The 18,250-nt window shown below is 52.3% G+C and carries 14 protein-coding genes; 3 read left to right on the top strand and 11 right to left on the bottom strand.

Annotated elements, in window-relative coordinates; all coding sequences use genetic code 11:
* Positions 1-2: 2 nt before the first annotated feature.
* The 6 genes from IEX60_RS10595 to IEX60_RS10570 are packed head-to-tail and all read right to left on the bottom strand — an operon-like array spanning position 3 to position 7,618.
* On the bottom strand, positions 3-1,004 hold the full coding sequence (locus tag IEX60_RS10595) for a GNAT family N-acetyltransferase (RefSeq protein ID WP_188750360.1): 1,002 nt from the start codon (positions 1,002-1,004) through the stop codon (positions 3-5).
* Positions 995-1,687 (bottom strand): diacylglycerol/polyprenol kinase family protein, encoded by a 693-nt coding sequence (locus IEX60_RS10590; RefSeq protein ID WP_188750358.1) that lies wholly within the window; start codon positions 1,685-1,687, stop codon positions 995-997. Before IEX60_RS10590 ends, IEX60_RS10595 begins: the two co-directional genes overlap by 10 nt.
* Positions 1,680-2,771 carry a DUF3419 family protein gene (locus IEX60_RS10585; protein ID WP_188750356.1) on the bottom strand — a complete coding sequence of 364 codons (1,092 nt, stop codon included), beginning with the start codon at positions 2,769-2,771 and terminating at the stop codon, positions 1,680-1,682. Before IEX60_RS10585 ends, IEX60_RS10590 begins: the two co-directional genes overlap by 8 nt.
* Positions 2,758-5,397, bottom strand: a complete 2,640-nt coding sequence (locus IEX60_RS10580; protein WP_229717518.1) for a PEP/pyruvate-binding domain-containing protein — start codon at positions 5,395-5,397, stop codon at positions 2,758-2,760. The genes IEX60_RS10585 and IEX60_RS10580 overlap by 14 nt, the downstream gene beginning before the upstream one ends.
* Positions 5,379-6,323 (bottom strand): UbiA family prenyltransferase, encoded by a 945-nt coding sequence (locus IEX60_RS10575; protein ID WP_188750354.1) that lies wholly within the window; start codon positions 6,321-6,323, stop codon positions 5,379-5,381. The genes IEX60_RS10580 and IEX60_RS10575 overlap by 19 nt, the downstream gene beginning before the upstream one ends.
* A gap of 11 nt (positions 6,324-6,334) precedes the next feature.
* Positions 6,335-7,618, bottom strand: a complete 1,284-nt coding sequence (locus IEX60_RS10570) for a hydroxymethylglutaryl-CoA reductase (protein ID WP_229717517.1) — start codon at positions 7,616-7,618, stop codon at positions 6,335-6,337.
* A gap of 126 nt (positions 7,619-7,744) precedes the next feature.
* Between IEX60_RS10570 and IEX60_RS10565 the strand changes: the two genes are divergently transcribed.
* The 3 genes from IEX60_RS10565 (at position 7,745) to IEX60_RS10555 (ending at position 10,917) form a co-directional block, all read left to right on the top strand.
* The gene (locus tag IEX60_RS10565; protein ID WP_188750352.1) at positions 7,745-8,683 is read left to right on the top strand and encodes an ABC transporter ATP-binding protein; all 939 of its coding nucleotides are present in this window, start codon (positions 7,745-7,747) and stop codon (positions 8,681-8,683) included.
* Entirely contained in the window at positions 8,680-10,011 is a 1,332-nt protein-coding gene (locus IEX60_RS10560; RefSeq protein ID WP_188750349.1) for an ABC transporter permease, read from the top strand. Before IEX60_RS10565 ends, IEX60_RS10560 begins: the two co-directional genes overlap by 4 nt.
* A gap of 132 nt (positions 10,012-10,143) precedes the next feature.
* Positions 10,144-10,917, top strand: a complete 774-nt coding sequence (locus tag IEX60_RS10555; protein WP_188750348.1) for a carboxypeptidase-like regulatory domain-containing protein — start codon at positions 10,144-10,146, stop codon at positions 10,915-10,917.
* A gap of 5 nt (positions 10,918-10,922) precedes the next feature.
* Here IEX60_RS10555 and IEX60_RS10550 read toward each other — a convergent pair whose 3' ends face one another.
* The 5 genes from IEX60_RS10550 to IEX60_RS10530 form a co-directional block, all read right to left on the bottom strand.
* On the bottom strand, positions 10,923-11,588 hold the full coding sequence (locus IEX60_RS10550; protein ID WP_188750346.1) for a response regulator transcription factor: 666 nt from the start codon (positions 11,586-11,588) through the stop codon (positions 10,923-10,925).
* 25 nt (positions 11,589-11,613) lie between these two features.
* Entirely contained in the window at positions 11,614-13,587 is a 1,974-nt protein-coding gene (locus IEX60_RS10545) for an OmpA family protein (protein WP_188750344.1), read from the bottom strand.
* A 111-nt stretch (positions 13,588-13,698) separates the two neighbouring features.
* On the bottom strand, positions 13,699-13,950 hold the full coding sequence (locus IEX60_RS10540; protein WP_188750342.1) for a hypothetical protein: 252 nt from the start codon (positions 13,948-13,950) through the stop codon (positions 13,699-13,701).
* A gap of 35 nt (positions 13,951-13,985) precedes the next feature.
* Positions 13,986-14,978, bottom strand: a complete 993-nt coding sequence (locus tag IEX60_RS10535) for a PorP/SprF family type IX secretion system membrane protein (RefSeq protein ID WP_262892317.1) — start codon at positions 14,976-14,978, stop codon at positions 13,986-13,988.
* 20 nt (positions 14,979-14,998) lie between these two features.
* On the bottom strand, positions 14,999-18,235 hold the full coding sequence (locus tag IEX60_RS10530) for a CLIPPER-2 domain-containing protein (protein ID WP_444543943.1): 3,237 nt from the start codon (positions 18,233-18,235) through the stop codon (positions 14,999-15,001).
* Positions 18,236-18,250 lie beyond the last annotated feature (15 nt).

Here is an 18,250-nt window from a genome sequence, read left to right as displayed (position 1 = left end):
GGCTATAAATATTTTCCCAACAGCACGTACTTTTTGTAAGGTCTTCCGGTAAAATTGCCGGATACCCGCGTTGCATCTCCCTGTTCGACGATGAACGCATGCACAACCGACCGATAGCCGCGTGCGCGTGCCAGCCGGATGACGCGGTTGGCCAGCACATGTCCCAGTCCCGCATACGGCTTTTCTTTCGCTCTTGCCAGGGTCTTGATCACCAAACTCCGCCCCCGCTGGCTGTATTTATCGTCATAGCTGAATATAAATCCAACCGGACGCCCTGCCGGGTTTTCTGCGACAAGCACGTAATCCCGATCGATCAGCGTTGCCGCTGCCAGGTACTTCGCTTTGAAATGCTCCCGCGATATGGGCATATAAAACCGATTGTCACGGAATACCGCATCGATAAACGGATACAGCCCGTCCAGCTCGGCTTCCAATCGATCCACGTTCAACGACCTTATTTGCACCCCTTCACGGGCAAATGCACGTTCTTTTCCCAGCAGTTCCGGCCAGTCGCACGCCAGCTCCGTATCGACGTTGGAAACATACCTGGCCACCTCTTCAAATCCAGCGCTGTAAAACTGGTTTACATAGTACAGGTGATGATAAGGCTCCAGCAGGAAATTCGGGAAATCTTGGGATAGACTGAATCGGTAATTATTCCATGTCGAACCATTCATGGGCCCAATCAAATAATCCGCTCCACCAGCTTTTGCGTCGGCAAACAACCGTTCGAACAACAGTCCGGCGACTTGCTCATCGTCTGTGCATTCATAGTTTCCGACCATCCACACCGATTTGCCGTCCCACTGCATTTCCTTTCCCTGATATAATGCAGCACGTGCCACGGGTTTAGTTGTCTTGCACACCGTGTATCGTGCCACCAGTGTATCCGGATTGATATCTTCGGATTCACGCAAACGCAGGCTATTGGGCGGATACAATTCGCCCGGCACCTTTCCGAACAGCCGGTCTTCCTGATCCGGTATTGTTTTCATCAGCTCCATAACGGAATCATTAATTGTTCTACGGCAACCATTCCCAATAGCACAGCCAACGGAATGGTAATGTTGTCCAATCCCTTCCTGCTGAATGCTTCAGCCAACGTGGCCAGTCCTCCCGCAGCCAATGCAACCGCGCCAAAGGCTGCGATGCCCGGGAAATCGCGAAGATACAGATACACGCCCGCAGTCACCAGAATGGCTGCCGCAAAAAAAGCGAGGGATCCTCCCACCGTTTTGATACCCTGCCCCACCCGGTACGGTTTGTACCGGGTCCTTCGCCCCACGTATGCCGCTACCGGATCGCATATCGCCAATACCAATATGGGCAGGTAGTAATAGGCATACTGCTTACCGAAGTATTCATAGGCCAGAAAACTGATGTACACCGATACGGGATACCCTAAGCTTCCATATGATTTCCTCCGGATGCCATTGATGGAGGGCAGCAATTTATACCGCATGCTGATCCACAACAAGACGGCGAATGAACCGCATAACAGCAATACCTGCCAATGACTGTTCAGCACAACGGGAAAAAGCAGGGCCAAAAGCCCCGTACCGATATGCACCACTTTCCGGGTGGTTTCCGCATTCGAGCCCCGTATATGGTAAAGTATCTCCGCTACAGCAAAAAGTACGCAGAATGCCCCCGAAAGGGCGAGCATAGGGATTGCCCAATCAGTCATTTTTTTCCTCCACGATAAAATCCCGGTAATAAAACCCACGGTCGGCCGCCTTCAACGTTTCAGAAAGTTGCTCCAATCGGGTCAACGGTATGTTTGCCAAATGCGATACATACCGGGGCACCAGAAGATTCCAATACGCCATGCGCCCGCAGGGAGCCAGTCCGGCAATCAGTGCAGCTGCGGTATACGTAAACGTATCCATGTTCATGTATTCAAAGATATTGGAAAGATTCATCCGCTGAAACGTACCGTACCGCCGGATCGCCTGTTCGGCATATCCTTCACAAAGCATCAGCCGATCGATCCGCTGCCTGATAATTGCATAGTTTTCAGGAAGTAGGTAATGCGGCAACAGCTCACCAAAATCGCCCGTCAGGTTGTAACGTAACATGAAATTCTTTTGTGCCAAGGGCGACCGAAGGTGTCCCTGAGCCTGCTCAAATATCGTTTTTCCGACATGTACATCCACTTCCCGCATAAATTCCGGATCACGGCCGAGCTGACCCATCACCAAACGGCTGAAAAACAGCTTAAACAGCAATCGCCAGCGCCACGTATTCCACCTACGGTAATAAAAAATTTCCTGTTCGATAGCGGGCTTGGGTGCAAGCAACCGTTCAACAGTCGATTTTCGATGGATCCAAGGGAGCACCTTTCGGCTAAAAAGCTGGAAATACCGTTCAAACTTACCCGCATGCACGATCCCCGCTTCGATGAGTTTCTCCCTTGCCTTCCAAAAAGCGAAATCGTGGGCAGAGAGATGCCCCTCCAATGATTTCAGTAGATGCATGCGGTTGTCCGCGGTTCGGAATCCCAGGAATCCGAGCAGATCCGGATAATCCAACTGCTGGATCGCTACCTTTTTCAAGGCAATCAATGCCAGTTGGGTCCTGCTGATATCAACGGCTACCACCTGTGCCGGATCGGCAGTCAACAACGAAAAGCTGTTATCGCCTGCCGAACCGATCGATAAGATACGGTCGCCCGGTTTGATGGCAAGCCCGTTCAGCAGCAACAACGGATCTTCCCAACAGTTGGCATACCGCAAAATACTGAAATCCGTTCTGCGATCAATTGTTGCCATGCCCTTCAATCCGTTTAACCTGACCCGTACTGCCGTCCATCTCCACCCAATCGCCTGTTTGCAACACATTCAGCAGCCCCGTGATGCCGACAATACAAGGTTTCCCCATCTCACGCGATACGATGGCCGAGTGGCTCAGCAGACTTCCCCGTTCCACCAAGATACCCGACGCGGCAGGAAAAAGCGTAGTCCACCCCGGATCTGTACTCCTTGTTACCAGGATGTCGCCATCAAGCGGTTCTGCTCCCTCCGGGTCCAGGATGACGCGTACCCGCGCCTTTACCCTGCCAGGGCAACAGCCAACGCCTTGCAGATCGCCGGACAGCAATGGTTGATCAACCGCCGGCGTGAAGGTATTTTCCCGGTGTACCACCCCATAGGTAGCAAATCGCTCCGGTGGCGGGGCGCTCTGTTTAAACGCCTTAAATTCGGCCGTACGCAACGCAATCAGGAACTTCATGTCTTCCGTCACCGACCGGCCTTCAATGTAGGCAAACAACTCGTCCATCGTCAGGTAAAATACGTCGGTTTCCCGGTCCACGATGCCCGCTTCCTGAAACCTTTTTCCGAGCTGCACCATCAGCTGCCGCACCACGCCAAATGCGCGCGTACGTTCGTAGCGCAGGTTCTCGCGGGCACTCACCAGCCTCCGTGTAGTTTTAAGCAGGCGGTTGAAAAACCAACGGTGCATCGGCTTTCCTTTCAGCTTACCGGTCATCACGTTTTCAGCGTCCTTCCGCAGGCGCTCCTCTACATCCCGGTTCAGCGAAGTTGCCGTCATCCCCCCTTTCACATACGATTGGATCAGGCGGATGAAGCGGGCCGGATCCTGCGTGTACGACACGGTCTCCAACTTCAACTCGCCCACACAGCGCTCGCCAAAGTCGTCCAAAAAACTGTCCATCTGCCCTTTCAGCTCTCTTAGCGCACTTTCGTTAGGCCGTTGCAGCTGGTTCCAGATTGCCCGTGGTTCCTCCCGCAGAAACAGGTCCCGTATCTCACGGGTTTGTGCGATTGATCCCGCGATGGCCAGGCATCGATGGATGGGTTGCGTGGAAATGATGTCTGCGCTGCCGCAAAGCAAGTCGTTGTGCAGGTTCGGGTAGGTGTCGCCCGTCCATTTTTTCACCTGTTTCTCTAACGTGCCAAACGCGATCATTGCAAAAAAGTCGTTGAGCAGGGGTGCCTTCCACTCGTTAAGCAGGCGCCGCTCAAAATCAAGGTATAACCGCATCAGCCGATGCGCATCTTTGTCCTGCAGATCGAGCCGTTTGTATTCCGATATGGTCCGGTCCAGCAACCGCACAAACCGCCTACGCACCAACGGCAGGGTGAGGAAGCGCCACACCATCTTGCATGCCATCCCAAAGATCGCTCCCCAGGCAGACCATTTGGATTGCCGTTCGCTTTCGGGAAGATCAAACCGCGCTTTCACGCCCATCATCTTCTCCATGTAGCGCGCGTTGATGCGATACCCCGGTAGCAGCGACAACATATGGTACCACGTTTTGAGGTTATAATAAATACGTCCCTTGATCAGCCCAAGCGTATTGGCAAACACATGTCCATGCCGGTCAAGGACCTTTTTCGACACACCCAGGTATGCACAGAACAGCCGGTATGCACCGGCGTACGACTTGCTTACAAAAGAAAAGGTGAGCGGAGTGGTCACCCCCGGATAAGACTCAATGATGTTACTGTTATCCCACAGCGTATATTCGCCCGAGGTATCGGGCATGGCCTCAAGGCCGGTAACCGGCCGTGCCTGCAACACGTACAACGTATCATCCACCCAGGCAAATTCCATATCCAGGGGTACCCCATACAGGCGTTCTCCTTTTTTTAGCAATTCACAAACCGCTCTCACCTGCTCGTCGGTCAACGCCGGAATCCGCTGCAACTCCCGGTCTACGGTCTCTAACCTGGTTCCCCGCCCGGTCTGCCAATCGATCGAAAAGCGATGCGTCTTTTCGGCAATCCGCTTTTCGATCTCGGCACCGCGGATGATAAACTGATCCGCATCCAGTGTTCCTGAAACAACCCCTTCACCCAGGCCATAAACCGCATTGACCACCTGTTCCTGCCGGTTTCCCGAAAGGGGATTGATGCCAAAGGCAACGCCCGAGACTTCCGCCGGAACCATTGCCTGAATAATGACCGCTATGGGCTGTGCACCCCCCGTACCCCGATGCTCGGAATAGCTTCGTACCCGGTCACTGAATGCGGAAGCCCATACTTTTTTGATATAGACGTCCACTTCCTCTTTGGGTACATACAGGTACGACTCAAACTGGCCCGCAAACGAATGGTTCTCTCCATCTTCCCCGATAGCAGAAGAGCGCACCGCTAAAAAAATACTTTCCTGAAAATAGCTTCCGATAGCTGCCAGTACGGTTTCGGGGATGTCAGCATGCTCAATATAACCGAGCAATTCCGTGGGCGGCAATTCCTCATACCCAAAGGGCAGCCGATTGATCAACTCGGTAGCCGGTATAACGCCCCATTTGGGCACCTCGAAACCCATCTCACCAAGCTTTTGCAGTTGCGCCGCCTTGCCACCGATGGGATAACCGGATTGGCTGGATAGGGATAGGGATGACAGAAATTTCATAGATACATCCTCCATAAGTGCTGTATCATGGGGATGCCCCCCAGGGAAAGATACATGGCAATGGTCCACAACGCCGAAGCATATTCGATCGCTTTTGCTGATTTTGGGGAAAAGCCACGCAAGAAATACCACGCGGGCAAGGAGCATACAACGAAGACCACGCCCAGCACGGCAAAAGCGACGGTACCATATCCTGCATAACCGGCCGCAAATACGGCCAGTACGCAGGTTATCAACAAGATAACCAGCCAAATCCAAGCCGCCCTTGCCGTACCCAGTTGGTGTGTGTAGGTGAGCACACCTTCCGCCTCATTATCCGGTGCCCGGATTTTACGCCCTACTTCCAGCACAATGCCGTTCATGTAAGACACGGCAAAGAAGAATAACAGTCCAGCCGGTGCTTCGGCACCTGCAAGTAACCAATCCAGTCCACTCGCATAAATATCAATCAGGGGGATGATGAACATGTGTGAGGTCACATACCAGAACTGGTGTTTCTTTAACCATTCGGGGATAAAAAACTCCTTCCCCATCAGACAAAGATAGGCTAAAACCACCCCATACAGGAGAAGCATTTCGGGAAAAAAGTACGCATTTAAAAGAACCTGAACGGCTACGGTGCCGATACCGACCCACTTCAGTTCGTGCAGAGACACCAGTCCGCGCGGTACCGGCAAGTGGCTGCGGAAGCGGGCGTCGTCCTCGGCATCCTTGTGCTCATCAAAAATCCGCACAAGCAGAAAAAGGGTTACCGTGGTAAAAATGCCGACCAGAAACACGGGCCAGGGTATGAAGCCTTCCACACCGCGGCAAATACGGGAGTAGGCGACTGCTGAAAAGCTGAAAGCCGCGACCAACGCACCATGCCCCGGCAGCGGGAATCGCTCTTTTTGGTATTGGTACAGCCGTTTCCACAGCGGCCATTGCCGCTCGTCAGACATCGGGTTTGGGATCATTGTGTCTTCCGTCCAAGATTCTTATGCGCCGCAGAAAAATGGCCTGCAGCCAGCGCCGCGGCAATGGAAAGCTCACCGGCCAGCAAGACGGCAGCACAGATTTCCGCAAATTTATTAGCCTTTCCGGGGCCATAGCAATCCATCATTTCGAGGCATTCGCGCTGGGTCGGCAGCCCGGTGCCCCCGCCTACCGTGCCCACAATCAAATTCGGCAACGTGATACTGGCATACAGGTCGCCGGTGGCACCACACTCCATGCGTGTAATGCCGGTGGCAGCCTCAGCCACACACGCTACATCCTGCCCTGTAGCGAGGAAGAGGGCGGCAAGTCCATTGGCATAATGCCCCTGTGCGCCGATTGCCCCGCTTTGGATGGCACCGATGGTCGAAGCGCACCAATAGTCGGCTATTGCTTGGGGAGTTGTCTTCAGCACGTCTGCCACCACCTGTTTTGGTAAGGCAATTTCCGCCGTGACCTTCTTTCCGCGCACGTGGGTAAACGATACCGCCGTGGCCTTCTTATCGCCAGAAAAATTGCCCTCCACATACCAAGAGAGCGGTTTGACAGGGCTATGCTCCATGATATACCGACAGATGGCATCCGTGCACAAGGTCACCATATTCTGTCCGGATGCATCACCGGTCTGGTAATCGAAGACTAGTGTGAGGTGATTGCCCTCGATGTTCGCCTTTACATCCAGCAGCTTTGCATACCGGCTGTTTTGAGCCACAATGTCCGAAAAGCCATCGATATTCGGGAAAAGCCAGGCGAGGAATCCGCCAAGAGCAGCCAGGTTTTCGAATTTGAAAACCGGACAGCGCTGCACGGCCTCATTGGTACAAACCGCAGAAGCCCCGCCCGCGAGGTAACACGCTTTCGCACCCCGGTGGAACGATGCCACCAATGCGCCTTCGGATGTTGCCAACGGCACGTAGAACTCGCCATGTGCATCAATACCTGTAACAAGTACCGGCCCGATCACTCCGGTGGGCACAGACGTCATACCGATATAATTTTCGATATTTCCCTCCAGCAAACTTAGGTCATTCAACGCATGCCTGCCATTGAGGAAGTTTATTTTCTTTCCCGTAACGCTCTCCACAGCCGTAATCCGCTCGTCCCTTCCTTTGGCATTGATACGTGTATCTGTATTCAGGCGATTGGAAAAACCCTTCTCCGTCAATACGTTATTTTTCTCGTGCAGGTGCTCCCCGTACTGGCTGATCATCTCCAGGTACCGCAAGTGTTGTTCTCTTCTGTTATCAACTATGGATTTCATCACGATCTATATCAAGCAGGTCTGCAAGATAACACTTCTTACCGAAAATCAATATCCCCGCGTCTGCTGTAACAATTTCTGCTATGGATCGTCAAAAAAGATAAAACAGACCCACAAAACACACGCATGCTGGAAATCAGAAACATCGTAAAACAATATGCCAACCATCGGGCGCTGGATGATGTCTCCACCCACGTGGAAAAAGGCAGCATCTTCGGGCTGCTCGGTCCAAATGGTGCGGGTAAAACGTCCCTCATCCGCATCATTAATCAAATTACCGCTCCGGACAGCGGAGAAGTTTATTTCGATGGTGAACGGCTCAACCCCACCCACATCGGCCGTATCGGCTATCTTCCCGAAGAGCGCGGGCTGTACAAAAAGATGGAGATCGGAGAGCAGATGCTTTACCTGGCTCAACTAAAGGGTCTTAGCCGCAAAGAAGCCACCGAGCGTATCAAGCATTGGTTTGAAAAGATGGAAATGCAAAGCTGGTGGCATAAAAAAGTCGAAGACCTGAGCAAAGGCATGCAGCAGAAAGTTCAGTTTGTCGCCACGGTTGTCCACCGGCCGGACCTCATCATACTGGATGAGCCATTTTCGGGATTTGACCCCGTAAATGTAAACATCATCAAAGAGGAAATACTTTCACTCAACCGTAGCGGCGCTACCCTGATTTTTTCGACGCACCGCATGGAATCCGTGGAGGAGCTTTGTGACCACATCGTCCTCATCAACAAATCCAAAAAAATACTGGACGGTAAACTAAGCGATATCAAGAATGCATACCGGACCAATACCTACCGTGTGGAACACCTGCCTTCCCCTGAACCCATATCGGCGGTAGATGGGTTGTTTACCCTCGAAAATACGGTAGAGCGGCCGGGAGAGAGCACTACGCTCACCGTTAAAATTGCAGAGGGAAAAACCATTAACGACGTATTGATGTATCTGATCCCACGGGTGCAGATCCACGAATTAAAGGAGGTTGTTCCCAGCATACACGATATTTTTGTACAACAGGTAACTGCAAGGGCAGCACATACGCTTATTGAAACACACGAATGAACAAGATATTACTTATCGTAAAACGTGAATACGTCAGCCGGGTAAAGAAACGGTCCTTTTTACTGGTTACCTTTCTGGTACCTTTGGTTATCATCGGTATTTATGCGTTGGCTTTCTACCTCACCGCCAAGAGTTTCGAGAACAACAGGGCGACCATCCACGTGGTAGACCAAAGTGGTTTGTTTGCCGGGAAGATTGAGAACACGAAAAACCTGACGTTTGTTTATGCAGATGCTCGGGAGCAACTTCCAGCTGAACGGGAGCGGATACTCAACGAAGAAGGAAAAAACTTCCTGCTCATGATCCCATCCGATGTCGCTACCACATCCCGCGTCGAACTGCTGGCCAAGGAAACGGCCAACCTCAGCATCCAGAATGACGTGAGCAGGCAACTTGAAAATGTGCTGCGCGATATCGCATTCGCCGATGCGGGTATCGACCGCACTACCGTGGAGAACATCCGTCCCCATATCAATCTTTCTGCCAAGGAAATCACCGAAGAGGGCGAAAGGGATAGCAGCGCAGGAGCAGCAATGGGCATCTCCATGTCCCTCTCTATCCTCATCTACATCTGCCTCTTCCTATACGGGTCACAAGTGATGCGGGGCATCATCGAGGAAAAGACCAGCCGCATCGTGGAGGTGATTATTTCTTCGGTCAAACCGTTCCAACTGATGATGGGTAAAATCATCGGCATCGGACTGGTGGGGCTTACCCAGTTTATTCTTTGGATTGTCCTGTCCACTGCATTGATGGGCATTGCCAGCGTAGGCATGGCAGACGGACAGCATATCAAGGCACAGATCGAGGCGCAACAGAGCCCATCGGGAAGTGAGGTGCAGCAGGTGACCCAACCCCAAATGGGCATGTTCGGAACTATCAAGCAAGAACTGGGCAAGGTCGATTTCCAGACGATCATCACAACTTTCTTACTTTATTTTCTGGGTGGCTATTTGCTATACAGTGCATTATTTGCCGCTGTGGGTTCTGCGGTGGACAGCGAAACGGAAACACAGCAATTCATGTTTCCGATTACGATACCGTTGCTTTTCACCTATATCCTTTCGTTTGGCGTGTTGGTCAACGATCCCAACGGCCCGTTGGCATTCTGGTTGAGCATGATCCCGTTTACATCCCCCATCGCGATGCTGGTCCGGATACCTTTTGGGGTACCCATGTGGCAAATCGGACTATCCTTGGTATTACTTGTCGGCGGGTTTATCCTTACCACGTGGGTAGCGGCACGCATTTACCGTATCGGTATCCTCATGTATGGCAAGAAAGCAAGTTACAAGGAACTGGCGAAATGGATTCGCTATAAGGGTTGATTTTTTAGTTTTTAATGGTTAGTATGATTGAATCCGATCCCTATAAACGGGATCGGATTTTTTATGATGCGATCGTTAACAAATGTTAAACCCCTTGGCCGTAAATCCCTTCCCTACTAATTTTACGGCACTATGTATCATCGATTTCCTCCCGTGTACCGCCACTTGCTTCTTCTGCTTTGCTGTACGCTGTCCTTTCACAACGGATGGACACAAAACCTGGAAGGCACGGTCTACGACCAAAACACCGGAGAAACTCTTCGGGGAGTGAGTATTACATTGGGTACCCTGCGTACCGTTTCCGATCTGGGAGGACGGTTCAGATTCCCTCGTCCCGTCCGGTTTCCCGTTTCCATCACCGCCTCTCACATCGGGTATGATTCATTGTTCATTAACCTGTATTCCCCACCCGATACGTTGCTGCGCATTTTTCTGTCGGGGAAAATCTTGGGTCTCGATGAAGTAGCAGTAGTGGGGCGGCGCAATCCTGTGCAGGATTCGCTTTGGATGCGCCGTGAATTCACCGATCAATTCAATTTCAGGCCGGTAAAACCGTGGGAGTCGGTAACCCTTAGCCCGATCGGCATCAGCATCAATCTGAATATACTCTTTGCTTCGTTTTCACGGGAGCAGAAGCAAGCCAAACGGCTGAAAGCCGCGTTAATCCGCGACGAACGGGAAGACTATGTAGACCGTCGGTTTACCCACGCCGTCATCCGGGGGCAGACCGAACTTTCAGACGACGATCTTGAGGTTTTTCACTGGTATTTCAGACCCACTTATGAGCAGTTGGTGGATTTCACCGAATATGACCTGTTACAGTACATCCGAGCGAACTATCGTGAGTTTAAAGCACGTCGGGATGCCTACCCCCAAGTTGTGCCCGTATTGAGCAACGCTCCATAGCCGTACTATCCAAACGGTAAATCATACGTTTCGGCCTGATACCGGATAGCTTCAATATCCAAAGACAATCGGATAAACTCAGTGGTACTGGAAACTTTTGTCTTTTTCAATATGCGGTCTCGGTAGGTGGCAACGGTGGTGTAAGCTATATTGAGTTTCTTACTTATGGTATGCAGGGAAATACCCCTTTTCAGGTAGTCGGCAATTTCTCGTTCCCGATAAGAAAAACATGAGAATGCCTGTTCCTGTAATTTTAATTTTTGTAGGAAAGCGGGGCTCATCAATCCGTCATCTATGTAAGACTGCCCATTAGCCACCTGTTGGATCACATCAGCCAGGTAAGCCGTGGAACGAATCGGACTCACCAAGGCATGTACACCGGCCGTTATATACTTCGCTATATGAAAAGGTTGGTTTGGCTCGGCTATAACAAATATTTTCCCGGCTCGACCGGTTTGTAGCACCTTGATAAGCCCATTGATTACTGAAAAATCACCATTGTGTATCCCGATAATGGCCAAGCTGAATGGCAGGGAGTGGTGTTCCTCCGCCTCAAATGCTTGATCGATACCGGCATAGTCAACAATTGTTTCGGCCCCCAAGTCCTTAACTAAGGTAGCGATGCCTATCCTGACAATTGGATAGGCATCTACGATCAAAACATTTTGCAATATGTTTGCAACGGCATCCGCCATATCAATACGCCAAAACGGTAACTTCCGTCCTGCGGTTGGCTTGGTGCTCGTCACGCGAGCAAGGAACACCGTCTGCGCAACGGTTTACCAACCTGGTTTCTCCATACCCTTTGGCCACCATCCGATCCCGTGCGATGCCCCGGCTTACGAGGTAATCGACTGCCGACTGCGCACGTCGTTGCGACAGGGCCTCGTTGTACGCATGGGTACCCCGACTATCGGTATGGCTCGACAATTCAATTTTAAGTGTTGGGTTATCACGCATGGTTCGCACCAGCTCGTCCAGTATGGCGGCCGCATCGGGGCGGATGTTATGTTTGTCAAAGTCGTAGTAAATGTTTTCCAGTTCAAACGTGTCGCCCACCCTAAATACAGGCTCCAACAGCAACGCCACTTCTAACGTATCCGATTTGGTGATGCCCGCTGTGTTCACTTTCGCGGAATCGGCGTGATAGCCCTCCTTCTGTCCGAGTACGGTATACGCCCGGTCGCGATCCAACACAAACTCGAACGTTCCCTCATCGCCGCTGCTCTTCCGGGCAATAATTTCCCTTTTCCCGTCAAATAGTGTCACCGTCGCTGCAATGCGTTCGCCGGTCTTTTTGTTTGAGGTAGTACCGCGTAAAACGATGACAATCTTCGGTTTCTCAAACGAAAACGAATAGATATCGTCATTGCCCTGGCCTCCTTTGCGATTGGAAGACAGGTAACCCGCAATGCCTTCTTCTCCATCAAATGTGACAATGTATGCAAAATCATCGCCCGACGAATTAACGGGATACCTCAAACTCTGCTTTGCCGTCCATTGGTGCTTGCTACCCGTTGCCTGGAACACATCCAAGCCACCCATCCCGGCAAACCCATCACTCGAATAATATAAGGCATTATCGGGGCCTATGTTGGGAAAAAGCTCATTGCCTGCGCTGTTGATGGCCGGACCCGCATTCACCGGGGTACCCCAGCTTCCATCGGCCTGCTTTTCGCTATACCAGATATCCGTACCGCCGTGCCCGCCCGGCATATCGCTCGCATAGTAAAGCGTGGCACCATCTTCACTCAATGTGGCATGGCCGAGCGAATATTCCTGTACATTGTTATACGCGAATGGCTCGGAAGACCAGGTGCCATCGTTATTTTTTGCGTAGATATACAGTTCAAGTCGGTGGGTGTGGTACTTACGCGGACCTTCTTTGGTCCGCTCGCCGTCTTTGCCGACGTATGTACGTGTGACAAACAAGGTATTGCCCGTCGCATCGGCCGTTAACGGCCCAATATGAAATTTACCGTTGTTGATGTGCTCTGTGGCAATAACCGGATTAGTAAGCACATTATCCGCATTGCGGTTAGCGGTATATACCCGCAGAAACGAGTGGCCGGTCCAACCATAGGTACCAACCCCTTGCATGAATTCATCCGGTTCACCGGCATAATATACCTGGTCACCCACCGGAAATGCCGAAAATTCCGACAGCGAAGTGTTGATTCCCTCGTTGCGAAGGTGATGCGAAGTCGGGTTGGCCATCCATACCAACGCGGAATCGCAGCCCGCTATGTCAATGGCTACCTGCCCCCGGTCACCCGTTTCCGCTGCATAGGCTTCCAGCTGTTTCTTTGCTTCCGCATATTTCCCGTTGGCTTTCAGTACCTCTCCGTAACGCAGCCGGTTTGCCGATCCGCTTCCCTCCATACCGATGACGCGGGCATACCAGTTTTCGGCCGACTCGTAGTCGAGCATTTTCAAGTAACAATCAGCTAAACGTTCCAAATCCTGGATACGCGGCTTTTTCGTATCTACGAGCTTCACATAGACGGCTGCCGCATTTGCATACTCATAACGCCGATAAAGTTCTTCGGCGCGATCACGCAAACTGGGCTGTTCCTGACTACTTGCAGACAATACGCCCGCAATAAATAAACTGAATATAAATGATATGACGAACATACCTTTACGTCCGAACACGTTATGCCTTTTCATTCGAAAATAGGTTATTTTTATAGGCTCCATGAAAGAAGCTGATTTCATCGGCGATTTTCTCATCATTATTGATTGACAAACATTATATTGTTGCTGATACGGTATTCAACATCATACGTTTTGCAGGCTCTCGTTGATGTATTTGCACAGCCTGAACACATACTGGTATGCTTTTTCTTTGTTCTTAAATTGATACTCCACTTCGCCCCAGGAGACCACGTATAATTCATCACTCATCTCGGAAATGATAATGGGAGCCCAATCTTTCCCATCAATCTGGATCTCTATCCGCCGATTATCCAAGATATATGAGAATTGCATAGACTCATCGTTCAAGAACACAACCAACCTATCCAGTAGCATAACATCATTAATTATTTAAATTACTTCCTATTAGCTTAAAAAAAACGTGGACTGAGCACACGATCGGCCCGCGGACCGAAAGTTATGCCCAGGGTAATCTCGTGCGAACCGTTCTGCACACTGCTCAGCCGGCTCACGATGTGGTCGTACGAATAGCCCACACGCAGCGCATTCGTCAGGTAAATCTGCGTGATCGCCGAAAACGAGTTCCGCCCGCTCAGGCTGTTCCCGCTCACTCGGTTGTACTCACGCTTGAAGACCGTCACACCCGTGCGCCAACCTGCACCCAGCCAAAAACGGCGGCCAAAGATGAGCATCGCATTCACATCAAGGCTTGTGGGCCCCTTGAAGTCCTCCTTAACCAGCAGGCTCGGGCGGAGGTCCAGCCCCTTACCTAGGCCGAACAACGCCCCCCCGATGAAGTACATGTGCCGCTTGCGCCGGATGTTGTCCGTGGTAGTGTTGTCCCAGCGGAAGATGTTGTTGCTTTGGTCGCCCGAGAGCAGGTCCATTACCGATACCCCCGCATACCACTTCGGATTATAATAATACACCCCGAAACGCACATCAGGAACCCAGTTGCTGATCTTGCCTGCCGGGACCGCTTGGTCTCCCCCATCAATAGGGTCCAGCACGGCTCCGTCTAGGCTGTACTGCGTCACCCCTGCGCCGATGCCAAAGCTCAGTCGCTGAGTGTCTTCTTCGTTCAGCCGCAGCCGGAAGGCGTAGTTGGCATAGGCCGAGGTGGCAGACTGCGGGCCGAGCCTGTCGGCGATGACCTGCAGCCCTAGCCCGTGCCGCTTGCCAACCGGGTCGACGATGCCATCGAGCGACAGTAGCCCCGTTTGCGGCGCACCCTCCAGTCCTACCCACTGACTACGCAGCCCGAGCTGACCGAACCATTCCTCCTTATATCCTGTGTACCCCGGGTTCACACTCATGGAATTAAATATGTACTGTGTGAACTGGATGTTCTGCTGGGCTACTCCTTCTTTGGCCATTGTCGCAAACAATGCCAACCCAATCATTGATTTTATCAGCTTTTTCATTACAGACGTTTTATCAACACCCAACCTTTGTGTACTTCCTTCGTATTACCCAAATGGGTGGTTATCAGGTAATAGTAAGTGCCTTCTGTGAGGCCATCACCACTCCAATCATTCCGGTAGTCGTCATTCCGGTACACCTCGTTGCCCCAACGGTTGATGATGGTGACCTCGATGCGATCGAAACCTTCGCTGCCGATTATTTCAAACTGGTCATTCCTACCATCGCCATTGGGTGTAAACACGTTAGGAATTTTCAACGGATTCACCACCACTACCGTTACGGTAGCAGTCGAACAGTTGTCCGGGTTCAGCTTCTCACAGATTTGATACTCCAGCGTATACGAGCCTCCGCGCGTGCCTTGCAGCACATCGACAGTACCATCCGGATTGAGCCGTAATGCCGGGTCACCGCTAATCAGCGTGAGCGTTACTTCCACGGGTTCAATGGGGGCACCATTGATAACATCATTCGTAAGTACGTTCGTCACATTGGATGTGCCTTCGTACCCGTTAACACCGGTAGTCTGGTCATTTATAGCCTGGATATCGGCCGGAGCCACCACCACTGTTACCGTTGCCACATCGCAATTATTCGGATTAATCACATCACATACCTGGTAATCGAACGTATATGTTCCGGCTGGCGTATTCGGCGACACGGTTACCGTTCCGTCTTCTTCCAACGTCAGTGGCGATGGATCATCCGACGGCACCCTTGTAAGCGTCACCTCTCCAGGAACGAGCGGGTTACCGTCTACCTTATCGTTGGTAAAGACATTCCCTGCGTTACCACCGTTCCTGCCATTTACCGGCCCGAAGTCGTCATCCGCCACCTCAATTACCTTGAAGTACACGTCTACCGTCACCGTAGCCGAATGCGATACGCGTTCTCCATCTGGCGACAAGGCCGTTACGGTTGCTGTATTGACAATCTCGCCAGCGGCCAAATCAGCCGTAGTCGTCACATAGCTGGTCCGGAAGGTATGCGCATTTGCTACGCCGGGCCTTATCCGTGCAACCTGGTGCACAAATCCCGTTAGGGGGTCTGTAATCTCCACATCATGGAGCGTTACATTTCCCGTATTGGTGATTTGCAATTGATAACCGATGCGTTCGCCTTGCCGTTCGATGAGTAGCTTATCGGCGGCCTTGTCAATGCGTATGGCGGGAGTCTGGGCCACAGGGGTAACCGTTTCATCGCCCGTTTCAGGTGTATTCGGATCGTCCGACAGGAACTCGGGAGTCCGATTCCCTTCGGGATCCGTTCCGGATACACTGGCCTGGTTAATCACCTCGCCTGCATCAATGTCGGCTTGCGTCACCACGTGTTGCGCCATCACCGAGGCCGATTCTCCCGGTTTCAGTCTTGCTACTGGCGAGCCGCTGATGATTTCTGCATTGTCGTCACTGACTACGATGTCGGTAAGCGTCACATTACCCGTGTTGGTTACCACAATATTAAAATACTTTATCTGGTCACCCACATCATACGGCCCCTCACTGGTTACACCTTTTGTGAGTGACAGTGCCGGTTGGCTTTCCATATGCACCACCGTCGGATCGTCCGGTTCGGAGGTAGATGGGTCGTCGGAAGGCACTTCCGGTATCGGGTTGCCCTCGGGGTCATTGCCCGTAACCTTCGCCTGGTTCACCACCGTACCGTTATCGATATCCGTCTGCGTTACCCGATGGCGCGCAATAACCGTGGCAACAGCGTTCGGCTTAAGGGTTGCTACAGGGCTGCCCGATACAATCTCCGCATTGTCATCGGTAACCGTCACGTCCGTCAGCGTCACGTTGCCCGTGTTCTTAACAACGATCTCGAAGTTGATGTAGTCGCCCAATTCATACGGACCCTCGCTTGTTGCCCGTTTCTTAAGGGACAACGACGGATTCTGCGTCAGCTCGACCACCGTCGGATCGTTCGGCTGGTCCGGCGTGTCCGGGTTGTCCGACGGAACTTCCGGTGTCGGGTTGCCCTCGGGGTCATTGCCCGTAACCTTCGCCTGGTTCACCACTGTACCGTTATCGATATCCGTCTGCGTTACCCGATGGCGCACAATAACCGTGGCAACAGCGTTCGGCTTAAGGGTTGCTACAGGGCTGCCCGATACAATCTCCGCATTGTCGTCCGTGACCGTGACGTCCGTCAGCGTAACGTTGCCCGTGTTCTTAACAACGATCTCGAAGTTGATGTAGTCGCCCAATTCATATGGCCCTTCGCCTGTCGCGCGTTTCGTGAGGGAAAGCGATGGTGTCTGCGTCAGCTCCACCACCGTCGGATCGTTCGGCTGGTCCGGCGTGTCCGGGTTGTCCGACGGAACTTCCGGTGTCGGGTTGCCCTCGGGGTCATTGCCCGTAACCTTCGCCTGGTTGACAACCGTGCCCGCGTCGATATCATCCTGCGTTACTCGATGGCGCGCAATAACCGTGGCAACAGCGTTCGGCTTCAGGCTCGCTATCGGGCTGCCCGATACAATCTCCGCATTGTCGTCCGTGACCGTGACATCCGTCAGCGTAACGTTGCCCGTGTTGCGTACAATAATCTCAAAGTTGATGTTGTCCCCGACCTCATNAATAATCTCAAAGTTGATGTTGTCCCCGACCTCATACGGCCCTTCACCGGTGGCACGCTTGGTCAGGCTTAAGCCCGGCGTCTGCGTCAGCTCGACCACCGTCGGATCGTTCGGCTGGGGAGTGTCCGGGTTGTCCGATGGCACTTCCGGTATCGGGTTGCCTTCAGGGTCATCGCCCGTCACCTTCGCCTGGTTCACTACCGTACCGTTATCGATATCCGTCTGCGTCACCAGGTGACGCGCGATGACCGTCGCGCTGGTGTTCGGCGCCAGGCTCGCGATCGGACTGCCCGATACGATTTCCGCGTTGCCGTCTGTCACCGTGACATCCGTCAGCGTGACGTTGCCCGTGTTGCGGACGGTGATCTCGAAGTTGATATAATCGCCCAATGCATAAGGGCCTTCGCCCGTTGAGCGTTTCGTCAGGCTCAGTCCCGGTTGCTGGGTCAGTTCCACAACCGTCGGGTCGTTCGGCTGGGGAGTGTCCGGGTTGTCCGATGGCACTTCCGGTATCGGGTTGCCCTCGGGGTCATTGCCCGTAACCTTCGCCTGGTTGACAACCGTGCCCGCGTCGATATCATCCTGCGTTACTCGATGGCGCGCAATAACCGTGGCAACAGCGTTCGGCTTAAGGGTTGCTACAGGGCTGCCCGATACAATCTCCGCATTGTCGTC

Origin of the sequence: Parapedobacter defluvii, assembly GCF_014642075.1 — a bacterium.
GTDB classification, from domain to species: Bacteria; Bacteroidota; Bacteroidia; order Sphingobacteriales; family Sphingobacteriaceae; genus Parapedobacter; species Parapedobacter defluvii.
The sequence above is the reverse complement of the archived record's forward strand: the minus strand, read 5'-3'. Positions and strand labels throughout refer to the sequence as shown.

What these genes read in the sequence shown, in the direction of transcription:
- IEX60_RS10590 (WP_188750358.1), bottom strand. Translation starts at nt 1,687, where the DNA reads ATGACTGATTGGGCAATCCCTATGCTCGCCCTTTCGGGGGCATTCTGC.
- IEX60_RS10570 (WP_229717517.1), bottom strand. Translation starts at nt 7,618, where the DNA reads ATGAAATCCATAGTTGATAACAGAAGAGAACAACACTTGCGGTACCTG.
- IEX60_RS10545 (WP_188750344.1), bottom strand. Translation starts at nt 13,587, where the DNA reads ATGAAAAGGCATAACGTGTTCGGACGTAAAGGTATGTTCGTCATATCA.
- IEX60_RS10560 (WP_188750349.1), top strand. Translation starts at nt 8,680, where the DNA reads ATGAACAAGATATTACTTATCGTAAAACGTGAATACGTCAGCCGGGTA.
- IEX60_RS10555 (WP_188750348.1), top strand. Translation starts at nt 10,144, where the DNA reads ATGTATCATCGATTTCCTCCCGTGTACCGCCACTTGCTTCTTCTGCTT.
- IEX60_RS10565 (WP_188750352.1), top strand. Translation starts at nt 7,745, where the DNA reads ATGCTGGAAATCAGAAACATCGTAAAACAATATGCCAACCATCGGGCG.
- IEX60_RS10580 (WP_229717518.1), bottom strand. Translation starts at nt 5,397, where the DNA reads ATGGAGGATGTATCTATGAAATTTCTGTCATCCCTATCCCTATCCAGC.
- IEX60_RS10585 (WP_188750356.1), bottom strand. Translation starts at nt 2,771, where the DNA reads ATGGCAACAATTGATCGCAGAACGGATTTCAGTATTTTGCGGTATGCC.
- IEX60_RS10595 (WP_188750360.1), bottom strand. Translation starts at nt 1,004, where the DNA reads ATGGAGCTGATGAAAACAATACCGGATCAGGAAGACCGGCTGTTCGGA.
- IEX60_RS10535 (WP_262892317.1), bottom strand. Translation starts at nt 14,978, where the DNA reads ATGATTGGGTTGGCATTGTTTGCGACAATGGCCAAAGAAGGAGTAGCC.
- IEX60_RS10540 (WP_188750342.1), bottom strand. Translation starts at nt 13,950, where the DNA reads ATGCTACTGGATAGGTTGGTTGTGTTCTTGAACGATGAGTCTATGCAA.
- IEX60_RS10575 (WP_188750354.1), bottom strand. Translation starts at nt 6,323, where the DNA reads ATGTCTGACGAGCGGCAATGGCCGCTGTGGAAACGGCTGTACCAATAC.